Below are 21,929 nucleotides of genomic sequence, written 5' to 3' on the forward strand. Positions count from 1 at the left end.
CCGACTCCGGATCGCTGCCGACCTCGGAACCGGTGGACAACGATTCGAACGTGTGTTCGGATGAGGGTGTGCGGTGGGATGCGCAGCGACTGGACCTCGACGAGCCGGGGGCGCTGCCCGGCATGCCCAGCATCCGGGGCCTGCTGCGCAGCGTGCAGGTGCCCGAGTTCCCCGGGCTGACCTTCCACGAGGTGCGCGCCAAGAGCGCGCTGAACCGGGTGCCGGGGGAGTCGGCGATGCCGTTCCCGTGGACCATCAACCCCTACCGGGGCTGCAGCCATTCATGTGTCTACTGCTTTGCCCGCCGGACGCACGAGTACCTCGAGTTCGACAGCGGCCGCGACTTCGACCGCCAGGTCGTGGTCAAGACCAACCTGGTGGAGGTCCTGGAGCGCGAGCTGGCCCGGCCGTCGTGGCAGCGGGAGCACGTGGCCCTCGGCACCAACACCGACCCCTACCAGCGGGCCGAGGGCCGGTACCGGCTGATGCCCGGCGTGATCGGCGCCCTCGCCCGGTCCGGCACCCCGTTCTCGGTCCTCACCAAGGGCACGCTGCTGCGACGGGACGTCCCGCTGCTGGCGGCCGCCGCGCGGGACGTCCCGGTGGGGCTGGGCGTCTCCATCGCCATCTGGGACGACGACCTCCACGCCGGCCTGGAGCCGGGGGTGCCCACACCGCGGGCGCGGCTGGACCTCGTGCGGGCGCTCGCCGACGCCGGGCTGCCCTGCGGGGTGTTCCTCGCCCCGGTGCTCCCCGGGCTCACCGACTCGGTGGAGCACCTCGACGCGGCCCTCGCCGCGATCGCCGCCGCGGGCGCCACGGGGGTGACGGTGATCCCGCTGCACCTGCGCCCGGGGGCCCGGGAGTGGTTCACCGCCTGGCTCGGCACGGCCCACCCCGAGCTGGTCCCGCGCTACGAGCGGCTCTACGCCCGGCGGGCCTACGTACCGCCGGAGTACCGGGCCTGGCTGGCCCGGCGGGTCGCCCCGCTGCTGGCGCGGCACGGCCTGGACCGGCGCTCCGGTGGAGCGGCCCGCCGGGTGGGAGAGGGCACCGCCGGCGTGCCCGACGACGAGGAGGTCGGCTTCCCGGCCGGCAGCCTGCCCGCCGACGGCATCCCGGTGCCCGCCGGACGCGCACCCGCCGGGCCGGCGCCGACCCCGGCGGGAGAGCAGCTGTCGCTGCTGTGAGCCGCGCTCAGCCGGCCAGCCGCGCGCTGCGGGCCACGGCGCGGGTCGCCCGGACGACGCCGCGGCGCCCCACCGGCGGCGCGCCCGCGGCCAGCGCCAGCCGGCGGTAGGAGTCGTAGGACAGCGAGCGGTAGGCGGCGGCGAGCTCCTCCACGGCCTCGCGACGGGACGGGGCCGCGGTCGCCCGCAGGTGCCCCACCGTGGTGCGGACGTGCTTGGTGAACGTCGCCTGCAGCGCCTGGTTGGACAGCCGGCCGCCGATCCGGGAGTCGATGCCGGGCCCTCGGCGCAGGGCGGGCAGCACCCAGGGGCTCGCGGCCAGGGCCGGGTACCTGGCGCGGGTCGCCTCCCAGGCGTGCCAGGCGCTCACCGCGCCGGCGACGGCCCACTCGCCGTCCTCGGTGGTCACCAGCAGCCGCCGCGTGGTCGCCCGGACCTGGTCGCGGCGCAGCGACCGGAAGGTGCCCACCGGTGCCGGCCAGCCGAGCGCCAGGGCGCACCAGGCCACCGACCGCAGGTGCTCCGGGTCCTCGCCGCGGAGCTGCGTGAGCGGCCGGAGATCGAGCAGCGGTGGGTCCGGCTCGGGGGTGGCCGGCAGCGGCAGGGCCAGCCCGCCGTACCGGGCGACCTTGCTGTACAGCGCCACCGTCGCCGGCCGCCACCCGCGGGCGGCGGCCACGTCGCCGAGCCCTCCGGCGGCCAGTGCATCGGGCCCCAGGCCGAGCTCGAGGGCGGCATCGACCAGCCGGCCCCACTGCACCTCGTACCCGGGCGGCGGCAGCAGGCGCGCCCAGGCGCGAGCCGGGGGCAGGGACGGCATCTCCGGCAGCGGCTGCTGCCACGCGCGCGGCATGACGCGACACTACCGTTATCCCCAACAACAGGACGACTTTTCGTCGTGGTCACCTGCCGTTGACAAGAGGGGCCGCCCTCCGGGCGGCCAGACACCAGCAGGGCCGGTGCACACCCGGACGCGGGCGTTCCCGATCATGGGGCGGTGCGGACCGTGGGCGTCGAGGAAGAGCTGCTGGTGGTCGGGGCCGACGGTGTGCCGGTGCCGGGAGGTCCGGCTGCCCTGGCGACCGCAGCACGGCGCGGCGAGGCCGAGGACGTGGACCAGCACGACCGAGCCGATCGCGGGGAGGACGCCGGCGTCCCCGACGACGCCCGGCTCGTGCCGGAGCTGAAGGCGCAGCAGCTGGAGCTGGGGACGCCGGTCTGCAGCACGCTCGGCGAGGTGCACGACCAGCTGCGGCACTGGCGCGACCGCGCCGACGCGGCGGCCGTCAGCCGGGGCCTGCGGGTGGCCGCCCTGGGCACCTCACCGGTCGCCGTCGACCCGGTGCCGACGCCGGGGGAGCGGTACGACCGGATGCTCGACGCGTTCGGCCGGACGGCGGAGGAGGCGCTCACCTGCGGCTGCCACGTGCACGTCTCCGTCGGCGACGACGAGGAGGGCGTGGCCGTGCTCGACCGCATCCGCGTGTGGCTGCCGGTGCTCACCGCGCTGAGCGCGAACTCGCCCTTCTGGCAGGGCGCCGACACCGCCTACGCCAGCTACCGGTCGCAGGTCTGGCGCCGCTGGCCCTCGGCCGGTCCCACCGGCACCTTCGGCGATGCCGCCGGCTACCACCGCCTCGTGCGCGCGGCGCTGGCGACCGGGACGGTGCTGGACGAGGGGCAGCTCTACTTCGACGCGCGGCTGTCGGCCACCTGGCCCACCGTCGAGGTGCGCACGGCCGACGTCCTGCTGCGGGTGGAGGACGCGGTCACGCTCGCCGGCCTGGTCCGGGCGCTCGTCGAGACCGCCGCGCGGGAAGCCGGGGCCGGGACCGCGCCACCGGACGTCCCCTCGGAGGTCCTCGGCCTCGCCGCCTGGCGGGCGAGCCGCTCCGGGCTCGGCGGCGACCTGGTCCACCCGCGCACCGGCCGGCCGGCGCCCGCGGCCGACGTCCTGGCCGATCTCCTGGGGCACGTCGGCCCCGCCCTGGCGGATGCCGGTGACCAGGCGAGGGTCACCGACGGGGTGCACGCGCTGCTCGCCCGCGGCACGGGCGCGGAGCTGCAGCGGCGGGTGCACCGGGAGACCGGCGACCTCCGCGCGGTCGTCCGGGCCGCCGTCGCGGTCACCGCAGGTACCGACGCCGCCGAGCCGGACGCCGGGGGAAGCCGCTAGATTCCCGCCCATGTCCACCGGGAGCAGGTACACCGCGAGCTGGCGTGACGTCATCCGACCCGAGCTGTTCGGCGCTGCGCCCGATCCGCGCGACCGGCCCTACCGGCTGATCATCCGGCTGGCGCTCGTGGTCTTCCGGCTGTTCCGCTTCCGGTTCGAGGTCCGCGGCTCCGAGCACGTGCCGGCCACCGGCGGGGCGATCATCTGCAGCAACCACGTCAGCTTCTTCGACTTCACCTTCCTCGGCCTCGGCGCGCTCCCGCAGCACCGGCTGGTGCGCTTCATGGCGAAGTCCGCCGTGTTCGACCACCGGCTGTCCGGGCCGTTCATGCGGGCCATGCGGCACATCCCGGTGGACCGCAAGGCCGGCTCGGCCGCGTTCGAGGCCGCCGTGCGCGCGCTCAAGGACGGGCAGGTCGTCGGCATCTTCCCCGAGGCGACCATCAGCACCAGCTTCACGGTGAAGGAGCTGAAGGCCGGTGCGGCCCGCATGGCCATCGACGCGGGTGTGCCGCTGGTCCCGGCCGCCGTGTGGGGCGGGCACCGGGTGGCCACGAAGGGGCACAAGGTCCAGCTGCGCCGCTCCGTGCCGGTGACCGTGCTCCTCGGCGAGCCGATCACCGCCCAGCCCGGCGAGCGGATCCCGGCCCTGCTGGACCGCATCCGCGTCGCCATGGAGGCGCTGCTCGACGAGGCGCAGCGCAGCTACCCCGACCAGCCGGCCGGTGACGCCGACCGCTGGTGGCTGCCCGCCCACCTCGGGGGCACCGCCCCCACCCCCGGGGACGCCGCGGCGGCGGACAAGGTGCGGGCCGCCGGTCTCGCGACCCGGCGCCGTCGCCCCTCCCTGCGCCGCCGGATGACCGGCCTCCTGCGCCGCCACTGACGCCCGGTCAGACCACCACCGCCGGCGCGATGAGCCGGAACGCCTCGAGCTCGACGTCGTACCAGCGGCACATCCGGCCGAGCGGCGTCATGCCCAGCCGCCGGCAGACCGCCACGGACCGTTCGTTGCCGGGGCGCACCACGGCGTAGACCTCGGGGAGGCCCAGGCCGAACGCCCGTTCGATCACCGCCCGCGCGGCCTCGGTGGCGTAGCCGTGCCCCACGAGTCGGGGTGCAGGTGCCAGCCGACCTCCACCTCGCCGACGCCGTTGGGCAGCGGCTTGAGCAGCACGGTTCCGGCCGGCACCCCGTCGGGGCGCTCGATCGCCCAGCACAGGTACCGCAGATCGCGCCGGTGGACCTCGGCCCAGCGGGCGACCAGCTCGACCGCCGGCAGGGTGGGTGCACCGCCGAGCCAGCGGGTCACCTCGTCGCGGCCGTAGAGGTCGGTGAGCCGGTCGAGGTCGGCCTGGTCGGTCCGCCAGGGCCGGAGCCCCAGCCGGTCGGTGCGCAGGTCCTCCTCGGGCGCCGACATCGCTCCTGCCTACCGCCGGTGGAGACGTCCGGCCACCCGGGGGACCGGCGAGGGGCGCGGTCGTTGCAGCCGCTGCATCCACGGCGCCGGCGCCGCTCCGGGGCGCCCCGGCGAGCCGATCCCGGGTCGCGTGATCTGCTGTGCCCGCGTCCGCGGCCGGCGGCGCCCATCCGGAGGAGGACGGCCCCGCATGAGTCTGCTCATCACCGACGTGACCGTCGGCGACCGCCCGGGTCGCGCGGTGCACGTGCTGGCGGGCCGGATCGCCTGGACCGGTGCGGCGGGCGACGCGCCGGCGGCCGACCGGGTGCTCCCGGGGGAGGGGGCGCTGCTGACGCCGGCGTTCGTCGACGCCCACGTGCACGCCACCGCGACCGGGCTGGCGCTGACCGGTCTCGACCTCCACTCGAGCTCGAGCCTCGACGCCGCGCTCGGCGGGCTGCGGGCGCACGTGGCCGCTTCGGGTCCGGGGGTCGTCCTCGGCACCGGCTGGGACGAGACCGGCTGGCCCGAGCAGCGGGGGCTGACCCGCGCCGACGTCGACGCGGTGGCCGGCGACCGGCCGGTCTACCTGGCGCGGGTCGACGTGCACTCCGCGACGGTGTCCACCGCCATGCTCGAGCGCATCCCCGGCATCGCCGACCTGCCCGGCTTCTCCCCGGACGGCCGGCTCCGGCTCGACGCCCACCACGCGGCGCGGAAGGCGGCCTACGGCGCGGTCACCGGCGCCCAGCGGCGGGCGGCGCAGGAGGCCACCCGCGCCGCGGCGGCAGCGCTCGGCATCGGCACCGTGCACGAGATGGCCGGCCCGGAGGTCTCCTCCGCCGACGACCTGCGCGACCTGCTGGAGCTGGCGGCCGCGGTCCCCGGCCCGCGGGTGCTGGGCTACTGGGGCGAGCTGGCCGAGCGTGGCGGGCTGGACCTGGTCTCCGAGCTCGGCCTGGCCGGAGCCGGGGGAGACCTGTTCTGCGACGGCGCCATCGGGTCGCACACCGCCGCCCTGGGCGCCCCCTACCGCGACCGCCCCGACACCTCGGGCGCGCTCCGCTTCGACACCGGCGCCCTCGTGGACCACGTGCGCCGCTGCACCCTGGCCGGCGTCCAGGCGGGCTTCCACGTCATCGGGGACGCCGCCATCGACCAGGTGCTTGCCGCCGTGGGCGCCGTCGTGGAGGAGCTCGGCCTCGCCGCGGTGCGTCGCTGCCGGCACCGGCTGGAGCACCTCGAGATGCCCTCGGCCGCGGGGATCGACCGGATGCGCGACTGGCACATGGTCGCGAGCGTCCAGCCGGCCTTCGACGCCGCCTGGGGCGGGGACGCGGGGATGTACGCCGAGCGGCTCGGGGTGCCCCGCGCGCTGGCGACCAACCCCCTGGCCGACCTGGCCGACGCCGGCGTGGCCCTGACCCTGGGCAGTGATGCGCCGGTGACGTCGTTGGACCCCTGGGGCGGGGTGCACGCGGCGGTCGACCACCGGACACCGGGCGCCGGGCTACGCCCCTTCGACGCCTTCGACGCGGCCACCCACGGCGGCTGGATCGCCGCCCGGGAGGAGCACCCCGCCGGCCCGCTCGCGCCCGGCGCGGCGGCGGACCTCGCCCTGTGGGCGAGCTCCGAGGGGCTGTCCCGGGTGCTGGCCGACCGGGCCCGTCCGGCGTGCCGGCTGCTGCTGGTCGACGGCGAGTCCGTGCACACCGCCGGCTGACCGCCACCCCTGACCGCAGCCGCCCGGAACCATCGCGATCAGTAACGATCTGGTCACACTCTGCCCCGGGCTACTCCCCGGTGCCGGTCGAGTCCGGTGCGTTTCCTACAGTCGCTGCAGTTCCTGACCGGACGCACCGCACCGTGCGCCCTCCGGCAGGCGCGCCGGCTCCCCCCGGCCGCGCGGCACGGCCCCCGGCCGTCCGCGCTCCGGGTCGCGGGGGAGCGGCGGGCCCCGGGGAGCACGGCGGCGGTTCCCCCGGCGGAGCCCACGGAGACCCGCGCCATCAGACAACGGTCGTGCCGCTCGCAGCCAGCGACCGGCCGGTCGGCCCGAAGCCGCGTCGCCTCCGTGCGGTCCCCGCCGGCCCGTGCCGGGCAGGGCATCCGCAGCCCGGACGGGGCGGCGTCATCCGACGCCCCACCCCGCGCCGGGCCGGGATGGGATGCTGGGGTCGGGCCGCAGGAACGCTGCGGCCCGGACCCCGCCCGAGCGGTGCGGGGAGGATGCGCCCCGACCGGGGCCGCAGCACCGGGGAGGCGCTGGGTGCCCGCAGTCGACGGCGGGCCGGGAACGGGGACGCTGGAGCGGCCGGAGGGCCCCGGCTCGTCCCCGGGAACGGCCGGGACGCCGGTCGCCGACCGGCGGCGCAGCCTCCTGTGGCGGACGCTCCTGGCCGCGGCCGGCGGCCTGGCCATGGTGCTGGCCTTCCCCGGCTACGACCTGCCTGCGCTGGCCGTGCTCGGGCCGGCCGCGCTCGCCCTCGCCGTCCACGGGCAGCGGGTCCGCACCGGGCTGTGGCTGGGCCTGGTCACCGGGCTGGCGTTCTTCGTGCCGCTGCTGTCGTGGACCGGTGTGTACGTGGGCTCGTTCCCGTGGCTCGCGCTGGCGGTCAGCCAGGCGCTGTTCCTCGCGCTGCTGGGCGGCCTGACGGCCCCGGTCTCCCGGCTGCCGTACTGGCCGCTGTGGACGGCGGCGCTGTGGGTCGCCGACGAGGCGGTCCGCGGGCGGTTCCCGTTCGGCGGCTTCCCCTGGGGGCGGCTGGGCCTGTCCCAGACCGACGGCCCGCTGCTGGCGTTCGCCGCCTACGGCGGGGTGCCGCTACTGAGCTTCGCCGTCGCCCTGACCGGCACGCTGCTGGCCGCCGCCGTCCTGGCGCTCGCGCGGGCCCGGCGGCGGGCCGGCGACCAGGCGGGGGAGGCGCGGAGGGCCCGCGGCCGGGTGCTGCGGGCCGGAGCCGCCGTCCTGACCGTCCCGCTGCTGGGCGCGCTGGCCTGGCTGCCCCTGCCGGGCGCCTCGCTGACCGACGGCGGCCCGACCGCCACGGTCGCGGTCATCCAGGGCGACGTCCCGCGGGCCGGGCTGGACTTCAACGCCCAGCGGCGGGCGGTCCTGGACAACCACGTGCAGCAGACCCTGCAGCTGGCCGAGGCCGTGGCGGCGGGGGAGGAGCCGCAGCCCGACGTCGTCCTGTGGCCGGAGAACAGCTCCGACATCGACCCCTACCGCAACGCCGACGCGGCCGCGCAGATCCAGCGGGCCGCCGACGCCGTCGGCGCCCCCGTGCTGGTGGGGGCGGTGGTCGGCGGCCCGCAGGAGTTCATCAGCAACACCGCGATCGTGTGGGCGCCCGACGAGGGCCCCGGCGCCACCTACATGAAGCGCCATCCGGTGCCCTTCGCCGAGTACGTGCCCTTCCGCGACTTCTTCCGGTTCTTCAGCGAGAAGGTCGACCTGGTGCGCCGCGACTTCGCCGCCGGCGACGAGGTCGGCGTGCTCGACGTCGGCGGGATGCGGCTCGGCGACCTCATCTGCTTCGAGGTGGTCTACGACGGGCTGGTCCGGGACGTCGTGGACGGCGGAGCGGGGATGCTGGTCGTGCAGACCAACAACGCCACCTTCGGCTACACCGACGAGAGCGCCCAGCAGCTGGCCATGAGCCGGGTGCGGGCGGTCGAGCACGGCCGCGCCGTGGCCATCGCCGCGACCAGCGGCATCTCGGCGATCGTCGCCCCCGACGGCACGGTCGTCCGCTCCTCGGAGCTGTTCGAGCCGGCGGTCTTCGTCGCCGAGATCGCCCAGCGCGACGACCGCACGGTGGCCCAGCGGCTGGGTGCCGCGCCGGAGTGGCTGCTCACCGCGCTGGCCGCGGGCGCGGTGCTGGAGTCGCTCCGCCGGCGCCGCGCGGGGAGCGCGGGGTGAGCGACCGCGTCCTGGTCGTCCTGCCGACGTACGACGAGGTCGGGAACCTGCGGCGGGTCCTGGAACGGCTGCACGCCAGCGTGCCCGACGCCCACGCCCTGGTCGTCGACGACGCCTCGCCCGACGGCACCGGCGCGCTCGCCGACGCCCTGGCCGCCCGTGATCCGCGGGTCCACGTCCTGCACCGGACGGCGAAGGCCGGTCTCGGCCGGGCCTACGTCGCCGGCTTCCGGTGGGGCCGGGAGCACGGCTACGACGTCCTGGTGGAGATGGACGCCGACGGCTCGCACGCCCCCGAGCAGCTGCCCGCCCTGCTGCGCGCCCTCGCCGACGCAGACCTGGTGCTGGGCTCCCGGTACGTCGACGGGGGGCGGGTCGAGGACTGGCCGCTGCACCGCCTGGTGCTGTCGCGGGTGGGCAACCGGTACACCCGCTGGGCCCTGCGCCTGCCGTTGCGGGACGCCACCGGTGGCTTCCGCGCCGCCCGGGCCGAGCTGATCGACCGGCTCCCCTTCGACGAGGTCGCCAGCGAGGGCTACTGCTTCCAGGTCGACTGGGCGTGGCGGGCCCTCCGGTCCGGCGCCCGCGTGACCGAGGTGCCGATCACCTTCTCCGAGCGCACCTGGGGCAGGAGCAAGATGAGCGGCCCGATCGTTGGGGAGGCATGGGCACGCGTGACGATGTGGGGTGTGCAGGACCGGCTGGCCGACTGGCTGCCGGGCCGGGTGCGCCCGCCCCTGGCCGGTCGGGCCGGGGTACCGGGGCGGTGACCCGCCTGCGGCGGGACCGCGGCAGGAGCGGGACGATCGGGAGGAGGGACCGTCGTGGCTGACGTGGTGCGCCGGCGGCTGCGCGTGGTGGTGGGCCTCACCGCCCTGGCGGAGCTGGTCGTGTTCGTCCTCGTGGCCGCCTGGATCGGGCTGGGCTGGACGATCCTCGCCACCCTGCTCACCACCGCCCTGGGCTGGGCGCTGCTCGCCCGGCAGGGGAGGCGGGCGCTGCTGGACCTGCGGACGCGGGCCCGCACCCGCCAGGGCGCGGCCAAGGAGCTCGGCGACGCCGGCCTGGTCGCCGTCGGTGGCCTGCTCATGGTGCTGCCCGGGTTCATCGGTGACGTGGTCGGCCTGCTCTGCCTGATCCCCGGCACGCGCGGGCTGCTGCGCCGGGTCCTGACCCGGCTGGTCCTCGCGCGGCTGCCCGAGCACGTCCGCGGCCCGGTCCGGGTGGGGAGCACCCGGGTGCCGGGGATGGCCGGGCGGCCGCAGACCGACGGTGACCCGCTGGTGATCGAGGGGGAGGTCCTCCCGGGCCCCGATCGGCGGCCGCCGGCCTGACCGGCCGCTCCGCCCGCGGCCGGACGTGGGACGGCCCCGGTGGAGGATCTCCACCGGGGCCGTCCCGAGGTCCTGCGGCGGCCCGCCTCCGGGGGAGGCGGGCCGGTGCTCAGCTGGCGCGGGTACGCCGGCCGCGGAGCACCTCGAGGCGCTCCGCGAGGACCTCCTCGAGGTCCTCGACGCTGCGCCGCTCGAGCAGCATGTCCCAGTGGGTGCGCGGGGGCTTGACCTTCTTGGGGGCCGGCTCCGTCCCACCGACGAGCTTGGCGGCGGCGCCGTCGAACTTGCACTCCCAGGTGTCGGGGAGCTCCGCGTCATCGGCGAAGGGCACCGTGAACAGGTGGCCCAAGGGGCACCGGTACTCGGCGTACTGCCGCTCGATGGGCGCAGTGTTCCGTTCGGTCTCGTAGCTGACGCTGCCCAGTCGGCTGCCGCGCAGGGAACGCTCGCCCATGGCACACCGTCCTCTCGTACTTGTGTCGGTAGGGACTCGACGTCCAGTAGCCAGGGCAGTACCCAGGCAACCGGGGAGTCAGAGAGATGAACGACGGAAAAGGCGGGAAGATTCCGCCGAATCGGCTGCTCATCATCGCATGGGGTGGGATCCGGCCGCTCGGCGCCCCCCGCACGGGTGAGCGGAGGCCCTCAGGAGAGGGCCAGCTGCCCCGGACCGGCGGCGGTGGGACCCAGCTCGCCCCGCACGTAGTGCCGCCGGCAGAGCACCTGGTAGCGGACGGCGGGGGAGGAGCCGGCCTCGCCGGGCAGCTCGGGCGGGGCGGTGTCGGCGACCACGACGGTGGCGCCGGAGCGCACCATGACGCCGTCGACCACCCGGGCGTTGAGCAGCCCGGGCAGCCCGCACCAGCAGAGCACCTCGACCTGGATGCGCTGGACGTCGTCGGCGACCTCCAGCAGCCGCTGGGTGCCGGGGAAGAGCCGGGTGCGGAAGTCGGTGGTCAGGCCGAACGCGTAGACGTCGACGTGCGACTCGTCGACCAGCTCGGCGAGCTGGTCGACCTGACCGGGGGAGAGGAACTGCGCCTCGTCGACGATCAGGTAGTCGACCCGGTGGCCGTCGGCCCAGCGGTCCCGCACCAGCAGCCGCAGGTCGGAGCCGCCGTCGATCTCGACCGCGGCCCGGCGCAGCCCCACGCGGGAGCTGATCTGCGGGGCGGCGGACCGGTCGCCCTGGGTGACCAGCAGGCCCTGCCGGCCCTGCCGGCTGTGGTTGTGGTCGACCTGCAGCGCCAGCGTCGACTTCCCGCAGTCCATCGGGCCGTGGAAGAAGCGCAGGTGCGCCGGCGCCGGGTGGCGGCGCCGGTCGCCGGAGGCGGGCACCGCCGACGGCCCGAGCAGCGGGGGAGGGGCGATCTCCTCGCTCACAGGCGCACCGGCGGGGTGTTCCCGGCCTCGACGATGGCCTTGCGCAGGTCCAGCTTGGCGAGGAGGAAGCCGCCCACGACGAAGAAGAAGATCAGGCTGAAGATGGCGTACCGGTAGGAGCCAGTCAGCTGGTAGGTGAGCGCGAAGAGGAACGGCCCGAGCCAGCTGGTGCCCCGGTCGCTGATCTCGTAGAAGCCGAAGTACTCGGCCTCCTTCCCCCGCGGGATGAGCTGGCTGAACATCGAGCGGGACAGCGCCTGCGTGCCGCCCTGCACGAAGCCGATGACCGAAGCGAGCAGGTAGAACCCCAGGACGTCGCCCGCTTCGAGGAAGTAGGCGGCGACCAGGACCCCGGTCCACGCCACCAGGGCCCCCAGCACGGTCCGCTTGGCGCCGATGGCGGCGGCGGCCCGGCCCAGCGACAGCGCCCCGAAGAACGCCACCACCTGCACCAGCAGGATCGCCGACACCAGCGTGGTCTGGGAGAGCTCGAGCTGCTCGGCGCCGTACTGCGCGGAGACCCCGATGATCGTCTGGACCCCGTCGTTGTAGAGCAGGTAGGCGGCCAGGAACCACAGCGTCAGCCGGTAGCGGCGCATGTCCCGCAGGGTTGCGCCCAGCTGCCGGAAGCTCCCGGTGACCGCCCCGGCCCGCGTCCCGGCCGGCACCACGTGTCGGGGACGGCGGTTGCGCAGCAGCGAGACGCTGACGACGGTGAACCCGGCCCACCAGATGCCCGCTGAGGCCAGGCAGATCCGCACCGCCTCACCCTCGGTCAGGCCCAGGCTCTCGTGCTGCGTGAACAGCACGAGGCTCGCGGCCAGGAGCAGCGCCCCGCCGAGGTAGCCGACCGCCCAGCCACGGCTGGAGACGGCGTCCCGCTCGTCCGGACCCGCCAGGTCCGGCAGCCAGGAGTAGTAGACGACGGTGGCCGCGCCGAAGCAGAGGTTCGCGACGATGAACAACCCGGCACCGAGCAGGTAGCGGTCGTCGGCGACGAAGAACATCGCCATGGTGCAGAGCGAGCCCAGGGTGGCGAAGCCGGCCAGCAGCTGCCGCTTGTGCCCGCTGCGGTCGGCGACGGCGCCGGTGAGCGGCAGGACCAGCACCTGCAGGATCACCGACAGCGAGAGCACGTAGCCGAACACGCTGCCCGAGGGCACCGACAGGCCGAAGGGATGGACGTCGCCTCCGGCGTCGGCGGCCGCCTCGGCGATGGACGTGAGGTAGGGCGCGAGGAAGACGGTCGTCACCGAGGTGTTGAAGACCGACATGGCCCAGTCGTAGGAGTACCAGCCGAACCGCTCCCGCTTCAGGGCGCGATCCGCGGGGGCCGCCGACGGGCCGGCGCCGGCCGGGGCAGAAGTCACCGCGGCAGGGTGCCAGGCAGGGTGCGGCCGGTCCAGCACCGGGCCCGGCCGTTCACGGGATGTCCTCCGGAACCACACCACCGGGGTACGCGGCGACGGCGGTGACCGGGCGGGTGGGGTCGATGAACGCCGGGCGGTCCATCTCCCGGGTCCGCAGCGGCCCGAGCCCCCGGGTGATCGCCGCCGCGATCCGGTAGCGCGCCCGGTTGGCGTCGCCGACGCGGCCCATCCGCAGGTCGTCGAGCGCCACCGGCGGGCCGACGTGCACCCGCAGCGCCGGGCGGCGCAGCACGGCCCGGGCGGCGGTGCGGAGCTTCCCCCAGTCGTTGCCGTACTGGAGCACCTCGTGGGCGCCCCACTGGCTGACCGGGATCACCGGCACCCGCAGCCCGAGGGCCAGCCGGGCCATCCCGGTGCGCCCGCGCTCCGGCCAGAGGTCCGGCGCCAGCCCCACCCGGCCCTCGGGATAGGCGACGACGTGGCCGCCGTGGACCAGGGCCACCTCGGTCACCCGGACCGCGTGCCGGGCCAGCTCGGTGCCGCGCTCCACGCGGATCGCCCCGGTCCGCTCGAGCAGCGGCCCGGCCACCGGGGCGGCCAGGATGCCGCCGGTGGTCATGATCCGCGGCGCCACGCCGAGCCGGGCCAGCGCGACGGCGACGACGAACGGGTCGAAGTCGCCGATGTGGTTGGCCGCCAGCAGGAGCGGGCCGCCGCGCAGCTCCTCGGGGATGCCGCCGGTCACCTCCACCCGGCCGAAGACGGCCACCAGCCAGGAGAAGCGGCGCAGCAGGAGGCGCCAGAACCACCACGGCGGCGCCACCGCGATCGCCAGCTCGCGCGCGAACCACTCGGGGTCATCGGCGCGGACGAGGTCGGCCAGGTCCTGCGGCAGGGACGGGGTGCGGGGATGCCAGCGGCGCAGCCGCTCGCCGAGGCTCACCGCGGCGCCCACTGACCGCGCTTCTCCAGGACCTCCCGCAGCATGGCGGGGCGGTCGGTCATGATCCCGTCGACCCCGAGGTCGAGCATGGCCTCGGCCTCCGCCGGGTCGTCCACCGTCCAGACGTGCACCTGCAGCCCGCGATCGTGGGCGGCGGCGAGGAACCGCTCGTCGACCAGGGCCCGGCCGCCGAGCTGCAGCGGCACCTGAGCGCAGCCGGCCGAGATGCGCACCAGCCCCGCGGCGCGGGGGGAGTAGGACGACAGCCGGAGCGCGGCGACCCCGCGGGGCCCCAGCGAGGTGCACAGCGTCGGGCCGAACAGCCGGCGGGCGGCGGCGACGCGGGCATCGGAGAAGGACCCGAGGCAGATGCGGTCGAGCACCTCCATCCGCCGGACCAGCCGCACCAGCGGGGCCAGCACACCGGCGGCCTTGATGTCGAGGTTGAAGCGGACGTCGGGCCAGGCGCCCAGCAGGTCCTCCAGCCGCACCACCGGCTCCCGCCCGCCGATGCGCGCCTCCGCCACCTCCGCCCACGTCAGCCCGTCCAGCCGGCCGGTGCGGTCGGTGATCCGCTCGAGCGTGGGGTCGTGGAAGGCGACCGGCACGCCGTCGGCGGTGACCTGGACGTCGGTCTCCAGGTAGCGGTAGCCGAGGTCCACGCAGGCCTGGAAGGCCGGCATGGTGTTCTCCAGGTGCTCGATGGCCCCGCCACGGTGCGCCATGGCCAACGGCGTCGGCCCGTCGAGGAAGGCGAACCGCGCGGCAGGCACGCGTTCACGCTAGTGGCAGCCCGCGCGACCCGTGCGGGCCCCTGTCAGGAGCGCCCCAGGGCCGCCGCCATGCGGTCGACCATCGTCGCCAGGACCGGTCGCGGCGTCGCGAAGTTGAGCCGCACGTGCCCCTCGCCGGCCCGCCCGCACTCCGCGCCGTCGACCAGCGCGACCCCCGCCTGCTCCAGGAAGAACCCGCCCGCGGGCCCGGGGAGGTCCAGCTGCCGGCAGTCCAGCCAGGCCAGGTAGGTGCCGGCCGGCGGGTCGAACCCGACGCCGGGAAGGCGGGCGGCGAGCAGCTCGGCCAGCAGCTGCCGGTTACCGTCCAGGTACCGCAGCACCGCGTCCAGCCACGGGCCGCCCTCGGTGTAGGCCGCCGTGGCGGCCAGGACACCGGGCGTCGACGCGCCGTGGCCGGCCAGGAAGCCGACGCGCGCCCAGTGCTCGGCGTCCTCCTCGCGGGACAGCACCAGCTGGGCGGTCTTCAACCCGGGCAGGTTCCACGCCTTGGACGCCGAGGTCGCGGTGACCGCGTGCCCCGCGGGCACCGGCCCGAGGGACGCGTAGGGCCGGTGGACGGCGCCGGGGAGCACCAGCGGCGCGTGGATCTCGTCGGAGAAGACCCGGGCGCCCGCGCGATCGACGACCTCGGCCAGCGCCAGCTGCTCCTCCGCCGTGAACACCCGGCCGGTCGGGTTGTGCGGGTTGCAGTGCACGACCAGCCCGCCCCCGGCGTCCAGGGCGCGCGCGATGCCGTCGAGGTCGTAGCCGAGCTGCCCGCCCCGCCGGAGCATCGGCACCTCGATCACCTCGCGGCCGAGCACCCCGGGCACGAGGAGGAACGGCATGTAGGCCGGCGTCGGCAGCACCACCGGGCTGCCCGGCGGGGTGAAGTGCTCGATGGCCGCCTGCAGCCCGGCCAGCACGTCGGGGAGCGGCGTCACCCACTCCGGGGGCACCGCCCAGCCGTAGCGGTCGGCCTGCCAGAGCGCGCAGGCCCGCGCCATGTCCGCGGCCGCCTCGGGGGTGAGGTAGCCGAACCGGCTGTCCTCGACGGCCGCGGTCAGCGCCCGGGTGACCGCAGGCGCGGTGCCGAAGTCCATCTCGGCCACGAAGGCGCCGATCGCCCCGCCGTAGCGGGTCCACTTGAGGCTGCCCGCGGCGCGCAGCCCTTCCTCGCTGAGGCTGTCGAAGACCGGGGAGAGGTCCTCGAGCGGTCGATCGGTCATTCGCAGAGCCCTTCCGTGCGCCGTCCTGGCGTGTCACCGGGAGCTGTCAGCAGGGACGTCTACCGTGCGCAGACGTGGCACAGCAGCACGCGTCCGGCACCTTGACCTCGGCTTCCGTCGCGCCCCTCCCCAGCCGGGGGAGCGGCGAGGAACGGCGGTGCGGCTGGTGCCGCCGCATCCTGCCGCAGCAGGGCTCGGTCGGCCGGCCGCGGCTGTACTGCGGGCAGGCGTGCCGGCAGCGCGCCTACGAGCAGCGGGCGGCCACGGCCAAGGCCGGCCTGCCCGGCGACGTCGTCCTGGTGTCCCGCGCGGAGCTCGACGGGCTGCAGGACCGGCTGTTCCAACTCCGCTGCGCCCTGGAGGACGTGCAGACCCTCCTGCAGGAGCGGCCGACCAAGGCGGAGCTGGAGCGCTCGCTCACCGACCTGGTCCGGTCGACCGGCCGGCTCGACCGGCTGTGGGTCAACGAACGCTCCAGCTGAGCCCGCCGCCCGAATCAGTCCGGGTCCGTGGTGTCCTCGTCGGTGTTCTGGTCGATCTCCGGGTTGCTGTTGTCCGGCATGTTCTCCCGGTCCGCTTCCTCCGGGCCGGCCGTCTCGACCACCTCGTCGGTCGAACCGTCGTTGCGGTCCAGACCGGCCGGGTCGCCACAGGCGGTCAGCGAGGCTGCTCCGCCGAGCACTGCCAGCGAAGTCATCAGTGCGGCGAACGGTCGTCGAATCCTCATGCTCCGACCCTACGAACGCACGCCCTCGGGCGCCCGTCGAACCGCGGACACTCCAGTTCTTACGTCACAGTGACGCAATACGGATGGACTGGGTGGATGGGGGGAGGGCGACCCAGGACGGTCCACCGGAGGCCTCGGGCGCCGATCCGGGCTGCGGTCGTCGAGGATGATCATGAACGGCATCAAGATCGACAACAGGGGAGTCGCACATCGGGGCGAGGGCGAGGACGGCCGCAGTGCTGTCGCGGCCGGCGTCGGGCGCTCAGGCTCGCCGGGGCCGGCCGGCGACGGGGGTGGCGACGTCTGGCCCCGGGTGCGAGCGTGCAGCGAGTGTCCGGACGGCGCGACGTGCGGCGAGGTGCGGTGACGCGGCAGCCCGGCGCGTGCTGGTCGCACAAGATCGACAACCCCTTCCCGCCCAGGTGGATCCCGCGCCGATAATCGACGTTATGTCAACTCGTCGAAGCGGGAGCGGTCCCTCCGGTCTGCTGTCCCCGACGCGGCGCCGGTCGGTGCGAGGTAGATCCGCACCGGATGACGGATCCCCTCCGGCGTGATCCAGTCGGCCTGCCGCCGGTCGACCAGCCGCCAGCGCAGCCGCTCGTAGAGATCGACCGCCGGACCTCCGTCGTCGACGACGTCGAGCACGAGCTGCCGGCCGTGACCTCCGGCCCACGCCTGCGCTGCGGCCAGCAGTGCCGTTCCCAGACCCAGACCCCGTCCCCGGACGGCCGGGTCGACGAACAGCCGCGAGATCGCCACCAGGTCCCCGGTCGGCACGCCGGCCGCGGCGGCCGCCACCGGGTCGTCCACGCCGCGGACGACGCACACGTGCCCTCGGGGCGCCCCGGCCTCGTCGACGGCCACCCACGCCGCCGCGGTGCCGGCCGGGTCCAGCCACCCGGCCGGATCCGCCGGCCACCAGGTCGGATAGCCGTCGGCCGCGTGCACCGCGCGGAGCGCCGCGACGCAGCCGGGCAGATCCGCCTCGGTGCGCTCGCGGATCTCCACGGCGTCCAGCATGTCCCGGGTCCCCCGGCAGTCCGCGACCGACCCGTCCGAGTTGTTGCCATACAGGAAACTCTGCCCTACTGTTTCCTTTATGGAAACCGCAGCCACCCCGCCGCCGTCCCGCCGGGAAGCCCAGGACGTGCTGGCCCAGCTCGCCCGGGACGAGGACGCGGTCCGGTACCCGCCCATCCCCCGCTGGTTCTACGTCGTGCAGGCCTCGGCCGTCGCGGGGATCAGCCTCGCCCAGCTGCTCCCCGACGCGGCCGGGAGCGCCCTGGTGCTCGGCCTCGCGGTGGTCATGGGGCTGCTCGGTCACCGCTACTGGCTCAACCGGGACGGCGTCTCCTGGGCCTCGGCCAAGTTCTCGGACATGGCGGGTTTCCTCGCCCTCCTGCTCGGCGCCCTGGCGGTGGGCTGGCTCGTGGACGAGACCACTGACGCGTGGTGGATCTGGATCGTCACGGCGGTGTTCACCGCAGGCGTCGTGCTGGTCACCGGGTACCGCTACGGCCGGGAGTTCGGTCATGACGGCTGAGGCGCCGGCGTTCGACGAGGTGATCCACGCTCCGCAGCGGCTGCGCATCTGCGCGATGCTCAGCGCCGCGCAGAAGGTGGAGTTCGCCGTCCTGCAGGATGAGCTGGCGCTGTCGAAGTCGGCACTCAGCAAGCACCTCTCGCAGCTGGTGGACAGCGGGTACGTCACGCAGGAGCGTTCGGTCCGCGACGCCCGGAGCCGGCTGTGGCTCTCCCTGACCGCCGAGGGGCGCCGGGCCTACCGCGGCCACGTGCGGGCCCTCCAGGAGATCGTCGCGGCCGAGATCGGCTGAGCCCGCGGCCGGCGCACCGATGAGTCCGACGCCCGTGACGAGTCCCGTCCCCGAGGAGACCGCAGACGCGGCGGAGGGACGGGAGACCCCGGATGAGCACGTTCGCCCTGATCCACGGTGCCGGCGACGGCGGCTGGTACTGGCACCTGGTCGAGCCCCGGCTGCGGGCCCGGGGGCACGACGTGGTGGCGCCGGACCTGCCGGCCGACGACGACTCGCTGACCCTCGACGACTACGCCGACGCGGTCGTCGCGGCCGTCGGCGACGCCCCGGACCTCGTCGTCGTGGGCCAGTCGTTCGGCGGGTTCACCGCACCCTTGGTCGCCGCCCGCCGGCCGGTGCGCGCGCTGGTTCTGGTGGCCGCGATGGTGCCGGCACCCGGCGAGTCACCGGAGCAGTGGTGGGCCGCCACCGGATACCGCGAGGCGGTCCGCCGCCAGGCCGCGCTCGACGGCGGGCTCACCGGCAACGACGACCCCTACGTCGCCTTCTGCCACGACGTCCCCCGCCCGCTCGCCGAGGAGGCGCTGAGCAGGGACCGGGCCCATCCCTCCCCCGCCGCCTACACCCAGCCCTGGCCGCTGCCTGCGTGGCCGGCCGTGCCCACCCGGTTCGTGCTCTGCACCCAGGACCGGTTCTTCCCCGCCGACCTCCTGCGCCGCGTGGCGGTCGAGCGCCTCGGGGTGGTCCCGGCCGAGATCGCGGCGAGCCACTGCGTCGCGCTGAGCCGGCCCGAGGAGCTGGCGGATCTGCTGACCACCGGCACCGGGTGAGCGCCCTGCGGGGAGGATGGCGGCATGCCCCCCGCCTGGACGCACGTCGGCCGCTTCTGGACCAACGGCGAGCCCTTCCTCGCCCTGGACGAGGAGCTCCTCCCCCACTGGCGCGGGCTCTCCGACGAGGCCTACGAGGCGCTGGTCCCCCGGCTGGACTACGAGCTCACCAGCATCCCGGTCGGCCCGGGCAGCGCCGCCGTCGTCCTCACCGACCCCGAGATCGGCGACGAGGGCTGGCTGGAGGTCTTCCGCGGGGACGACGGCAGCGTCGCGGTGGTCCAGGTGGCCGCCGGCGACTACCGCGGGACGATCGAGGCGGCCCTGCGCTTCCCGTCGACCGGCGACCAGCCCGGCGACGCCGTCCCGGTCGCCAGCGGACGGCTGGCCTTCATCAGCGCGGCGCTCGACGGAACGGGTGAGGACGGCGCCCTGCTGCTCCCCGAGCAGCCCGGGCCGACCCCCGCGTCCGACGACCTGGACGACGACGTCCTCGACCCGGGCAGCCCGCTGCTGGTCGTCCCGCCGGGCACCTTCGGCCTGTCGGTGCTGTGGCGGACCGAGCTGTACGAGGACGCCGCCTTCGCCCGGTGGCTGTTCTCCCGGCAGGACTGACCGCTCAGTTCTGCCGGCCGGGTCGGTCCTGTCCCGGACACCCACGTCCTGCCGGAGGAGTTCCGTGAGCACCGTCCAGCCGATCCTCGTCACCCCCGACCCCGAGCGCCTCCGGGCGTTCTACACCGGCCTCCTGGACGACGCGGAGACCGAGCGGTTCCCGGCCGAGGGCCCGGCCTTCTACCTCGGCCTCCGCGTCGGCGACACCGCCCTCGGCCTCACCGCCGACGACTCGGTGAGCACCGGGGAGCCCGGGCGGGTGCTGCTCGGCATCGAGGTGCCCGACGTCGACGCCCTCCTCCCCCGCGTCGCCGAGCTCGGCGGCACCGCTCCGTCCGGCTCGGCGGACATGCCGTGGGGCCAGCGGGTCGCGCACGTCACCGACCCCGACGGCAACGCGCTCAACCTCACCCAGCAGCTGTGAGACCGGCCGGTCAGGTGATCTCCGTGCGGTGAACCCGGATCCAGCCGGCCACCAGCGGCAGCAGCAGCCAGAGGGCGGCCGACGTCGCCACCTGCACCCACCCCTGCCCGTCCAGCCGGCCCTCGTACATGGGCCCCGTGGTGGTGGTCAGGTCCAGCCAGTCGCGGACCCAGTCCAGGGCGCCGACCGTGGTCACCAGCACGGTGAAGGCCGTGGGCAGCGCGAAGTAGGTGACGATGGCCAGCGGCGAGCTCAGGAGCAGGAGGCCGAACGCCACGCCGATGAGCACGTTGAGCACCTGCACCAGCAGGGTCTGCAGGACCTGCTCGGCGTCGATCGACCACGAGGTCGGGTCGTCGGTCAGGACCGGGGTCAGCGCCGCGGTGAGCGCTCCGGCGACCAGCGTCGCGACCACGCCCAGGACGGCGAGCAGCGCCGCCGCGACCAGCTTCGCGACCAGCACGCGGGAGCGCTGCGGCACGAGGGCGAACGTGGTGAGCGCGGTGCGCTGCGACCACTCGCTGGTGACCAGCAGGATGCCGAGCACCGGCAGCAGCAGCGCGACCGCCAGCTGGGCGGCACCGACGTACTCGGCGAAGGTCTTCTCCGGCGGCTCGCCGAAGAACAGCACCAGCGCGGGGACGGCGAGGGCGAGCGCCCCGATCGTCAGCAGCAGCCAGAAGCCGGCGCGGGTGTCGCGGGACTTCCGCAGCTCCACGCCCACCAGGGTGGCCAGCGACGGCGCGGGGGCGTCCAGCGCGGAGCTCCGGGCGGGCTCGGTGGTGGTGGTCATGCGCGGGCCTCCTGAGCGGTCGGGGTGGTCGGGGCTGCGTCGGCGGGGCCGCCGGCGTGGGTGAGCGACCGGAAGAGCTCCTCCAGCCCGGCGCCGGACGCCGGCCGCAGCTCGAGGAGCGGCACACCGGCCCGGGCGGCCGCGATGCCCACCGGCTCCGGCTCGTCACCGGCGAGCAGCGCGCCGTCCTCCGCCGCGTCGTACCGGATGCCGGCCGCGGCCAGCGCCTGCTCGAGCGCGACGCGCTCGCGGGCCCGCACGACCGTGCCGGCCGCCGCGAGCAGCTCCTCCTTGGAGCCGGAGGCGACCAGGCGACCGCCCGCGATGACCGCCAGCCGGTCGGCCACGGCCTCCACCTCGCGCAGCAGGTGCGAGGAGAGCAGCACCGTGCCGCCGCGGTCGGCGAAGCCGCGCAGCAGACCGCGCATCCAGTAGATGCCCTCGGGGTCCAGCCCGTTGGCCGGCTCGTCGAGCACCAGCACCTCGGGGTCGCCGAGCAGGGCGGTGGCCAGGCCCAGGCGCTGGCGCATGCCCAGCGAGTACTTCCCCACCCGCTTGCCGGCCGCACCGCCGTCCAGGCCGACCAACTGGAGCATCTCCCCGACCCTGGTCCGCGGCACCCCGAGGACCTTCGCCGTCAGCGTCAGCACCTCACCGCCGGTCCGGCCCGCGTGCTGGGCGCCGGCGTCGAGCAGGACGCCCACGTGGCGGCCGGGATTGGGCAGCTCGCGGTACTGGCGCCCACCGATCGTGGCGGAGCCGCTGGTGGGTGCGGCCAGGCCGCACAGCGTCCGGAGCGTGGTGCTCTTGCCGGCGCCGTTCGGCCCCAGGAAGCCGGTCACGGTTCCCGCCGGGCAGCTGAAGGTCACGTCGGAGACGGCCAGCTGGGTGCCGTACCTCCGGGTCAGGTGCTCGATCTCGATCATGCCCGCGACCCTGGCGGGCACCGGGCCCCGGGTGCATCGGCCACCGGTCGGCGACCGGCCGACTTCGGTCGGCCCCCACGGGGGGTGGCATCGACCTTCGTCGGTGCC

Annotated in this window: 24 protein-coding genes and 1 pseudogene; 13 read left to right on the forward strand and 12 right to left on the reverse strand. The window is 75.6% G+C overall.

All coding sequences use genetic code 11. The features are described from left to right. The first annotated feature begins 50 nt into the window (after positions 1-50). Complete coding sequence (locus tag BD833_RS06645; protein ID WP_243737489.1) at positions 51-1,190, forward strand: Rv2578c family radical SAM protein; 1,140 nt, start codon at positions 51-53, stop codon at positions 1,188-1,190. Positions 1,191-1,197: 7 nt separating this feature from the next. Here the strand turns inward: BD833_RS06645 and BD833_RS06650 are convergent, their stop codons facing one another. Then, entirely contained in the window at positions 1,198-2,043 is an 846-nt protein-coding gene (locus BD833_RS06650) for a hypothetical protein (protein ID WP_166532325.1), read from the reverse strand. Between the two features lie 144 nt (positions 2,044-2,187). On the opposite strand from BD833_RS06650, the gene BD833_RS06655 reads away from it, so the two are divergent. Beyond that, positions 2,188-3,366, forward strand: a complete 1,179-nt coding sequence (locus BD833_RS06655; RefSeq protein ID WP_166532326.1) for a carboxylate-amine ligase — start codon at positions 2,188-2,190, stop codon at positions 3,364-3,366. A 10-nt stretch (positions 3,367-3,376) separates the two neighbouring features. After that, positions 3,377-4,252 (forward strand): lysophospholipid acyltransferase family protein, encoded by an 876-nt coding sequence (locus BD833_RS06660; RefSeq protein ID WP_166532327.1) that lies wholly within the window; start codon positions 3,377-3,379, stop codon positions 4,250-4,252. Between the two features lie 7 nt (positions 4,253-4,259). On the opposite strand, the pseudogene BD833_RS06665 reads toward BD833_RS06660, so the two are convergent. Beyond that, a pseudogene (locus tag BD833_RS06665) lies at positions 4,260-4,786 on the reverse strand (GNAT family N-acetyltransferase). A gap of 190 nt (positions 4,787-4,976) precedes the next feature. On the opposite strand from BD833_RS06665, the gene BD833_RS06670 reads away from it, so the two are divergent. From BD833_RS06670 to BD833_RS06685, 4 genes are all read left to right on the forward strand, one after another. Beyond that, positions 4,977-6,491, forward strand: a complete 1,515-nt coding sequence (locus BD833_RS06670) for an amidohydrolase (protein ID WP_166532328.1) — start codon at positions 4,977-4,979, stop codon at positions 6,489-6,491. 546 nt (positions 6,492-7,037) lie between these two features. Next, positions 7,038-8,693, forward strand: a complete 1,656-nt coding sequence (gene lnt / locus BD833_RS06675; RefSeq protein ID WP_166532329.1) for an apolipoprotein N-acyltransferase — start codon at positions 7,038-7,040, stop codon at positions 8,691-8,693. Beyond that, positions 8,690-9,463, forward strand: coding sequence for a polyprenol monophosphomannose synthase (locus tag BD833_RS06680; RefSeq protein ID WP_166532330.1), 774 nt, complete (start codon positions 8,690-8,692; stop codon positions 9,461-9,463). The genes lnt and BD833_RS06680 overlap by 4 nt, the downstream gene beginning before the upstream one ends. Before the next feature lie 54 nt (positions 9,464-9,517). Further along, positions 9,518-10,027: an FxsA family protein gene (locus tag BD833_RS06685; protein ID WP_166532331.1), complete on the forward strand. Its 510-nt coding sequence runs from the start codon at positions 9,518-9,520 to the stop codon at positions 10,025-10,027. Positions 10,028-10,136: 109 nt separating this feature from the next. Here the strand turns inward: BD833_RS06685 and BD833_RS06690 are convergent, their stop codons facing one another. The 6 genes from BD833_RS06690 to BD833_RS06715 form a co-directional block, all read right to left on the reverse strand. Further along, positions 10,137-10,481 carry an RNA polymerase-binding protein RbpA gene (locus BD833_RS06690; protein WP_166532332.1) on the reverse strand — a complete coding sequence of 115 codons (345 nt, stop codon included), beginning with the start codon at positions 10,479-10,481 and terminating at the stop codon, positions 10,137-10,139. Between the two features lie 191 nt (positions 10,482-10,672). Then, the gene (locus BD833_RS06695; protein WP_243737492.1) at positions 10,673-11,410 is read right to left on the reverse strand and encodes a thymidine kinase; all 738 of its coding nucleotides are present in this window, start codon (positions 11,408-11,410) and stop codon (positions 10,673-10,675) included. Beyond that, complete coding sequence (locus tag BD833_RS06700) at positions 11,407-12,780, reverse strand: MFS transporter (protein ID WP_166532333.1); 1,374 nt, start codon at positions 12,778-12,780, stop codon at positions 11,407-11,409. The genes BD833_RS06695 and BD833_RS06700 overlap by 4 nt, the downstream gene beginning before the upstream one ends. A gap of 52 nt (positions 12,781-12,832) precedes the next feature. Further along, positions 12,833-13,735 (reverse strand): lysophospholipid acyltransferase family protein, encoded by a 903-nt coding sequence (locus tag BD833_RS06705; protein ID WP_243737493.1) that lies wholly within the window; start codon positions 13,733-13,735, stop codon positions 12,833-12,835. Beyond that, on the reverse strand, positions 13,720-14,496 hold the full coding sequence (locus tag BD833_RS06710; protein ID WP_208092385.1) for a glycerophosphodiester phosphodiesterase family protein: 777 nt from the start codon (positions 14,494-14,496) through the stop codon (positions 13,720-13,722). The genes BD833_RS06705 and BD833_RS06710 overlap by 16 nt, the downstream gene beginning before the upstream one ends. Before the next feature lie 44 nt (positions 14,497-14,540). Further along, positions 14,541-15,725 carry a MalY/PatB family protein gene (locus BD833_RS06715; RefSeq protein ID WP_166532334.1) on the reverse strand — a complete coding sequence of 395 codons (1,185 nt, stop codon included), beginning with the start codon at positions 15,723-15,725 and terminating at the stop codon, positions 14,541-14,543. Between the two features lie 74 nt (positions 15,726-15,799). Here BD833_RS06715 and BD833_RS06720 point away from each other — a divergent pair, with 74 nt between their 5' ends. Beyond that, on the forward strand, positions 15,800-16,207 hold the full coding sequence (locus BD833_RS06720) for a hypothetical protein (protein WP_243737494.1): 408 nt from the start codon (positions 15,800-15,802) through the stop codon (positions 16,205-16,207). 14 nt (positions 16,208-16,221) lie between these two features. Here the strand turns inward: BD833_RS06720 and BD833_RS06725 are convergent, their stop codons facing one another. After that, positions 16,222-16,452 carry a hypothetical protein gene (locus tag BD833_RS06725; protein WP_166532335.1) on the reverse strand — a complete coding sequence of 77 codons (231 nt, stop codon included), beginning with the start codon at positions 16,450-16,452 and terminating at the stop codon, positions 16,222-16,224. Positions 16,453-16,899: 447 nt separating this feature from the next. Continuing rightward, on the reverse strand, positions 16,900-17,475 hold the full coding sequence (locus BD833_RS06730; protein ID WP_208092386.1) for a GNAT family N-acetyltransferase: 576 nt from the start codon (positions 17,473-17,475) through the stop codon (positions 16,900-16,902). Between the two features lie 79 nt (positions 17,476-17,554). On the opposite strand from BD833_RS06730, the gene BD833_RS06735 reads away from it, so the two are divergent. From BD833_RS06735 to BD833_RS22900, 5 genes are all read left to right on the forward strand, one after another. Beyond that, positions 17,555-17,998, forward strand: coding sequence for a hypothetical protein (locus tag BD833_RS06735; protein ID WP_166532336.1), 444 nt, complete (start codon positions 17,555-17,557; stop codon positions 17,996-17,998). After that, positions 17,988-18,290 carry a transcriptional regulator gene (locus tag BD833_RS06740; protein ID WP_166532337.1) on the forward strand — a complete coding sequence of 101 codons (303 nt, stop codon included), beginning with the start codon at positions 17,988-17,990 and terminating at the stop codon, positions 18,288-18,290. The genes BD833_RS06735 and BD833_RS06740 overlap by 11 nt, the downstream gene beginning before the upstream one ends. Positions 18,291-18,382: 92 nt before the next feature. Beyond that, on the forward strand, positions 18,383-19,063 hold the full coding sequence (locus tag BD833_RS06745; RefSeq protein ID WP_166532338.1) for an alpha/beta fold hydrolase: 681 nt from the start codon (positions 18,383-18,385) through the stop codon (positions 19,061-19,063). A 24-nt stretch (positions 19,064-19,087) separates the two neighbouring features. Next, positions 19,088-19,678 carry a hypothetical protein gene (locus tag BD833_RS22895; protein ID WP_166532339.1) on the forward strand — a complete coding sequence of 197 codons (591 nt, stop codon included), beginning with the start codon at positions 19,088-19,090 and terminating at the stop codon, positions 19,676-19,678. Positions 19,679-19,742: 64 nt separating this feature from the next. Beyond that, the gene (locus BD833_RS22900) at positions 19,743-20,102 is read left to right on the forward strand and encodes a VOC family protein (protein WP_166532340.1); all 360 of its coding nucleotides are present in this window, start codon (positions 19,743-19,745) and stop codon (positions 20,100-20,102) included. A 10-nt stretch (positions 20,103-20,112) separates the two neighbouring features. Here the strand turns inward: BD833_RS22900 and BD833_RS06760 are convergent, their stop codons facing one another. Together BD833_RS06760 and BD833_RS06765 are read right to left on the reverse strand one after the other, a co-directional pair. Beyond that, entirely contained in the window at positions 20,113-20,895 is a 783-nt protein-coding gene (locus BD833_RS06760) for an ABC transporter permease (protein WP_166532341.1), read from the reverse strand. Continuing rightward, positions 20,892-21,821 carry an ABC transporter ATP-binding protein gene (locus BD833_RS06765; RefSeq protein WP_166532342.1) on the reverse strand — a complete coding sequence of 310 codons (930 nt, stop codon included), beginning with the start codon at positions 21,819-21,821 and terminating at the stop codon, positions 20,892-20,894. Before BD833_RS06765 ends, BD833_RS06760 begins: the two co-directional genes overlap by 4 nt. Between the last annotated feature and the right edge of the window lie 108 nt (positions 21,822-21,929).

The organism is Blastococcus xanthinilyticus (assembly GCF_008124835.1).
Lineage (GTDB): Bacteria > Actinomycetota > Actinomycetes > Mycobacteriales > Geodermatophilaceae > Blastococcus > Blastococcus xanthinilyticus.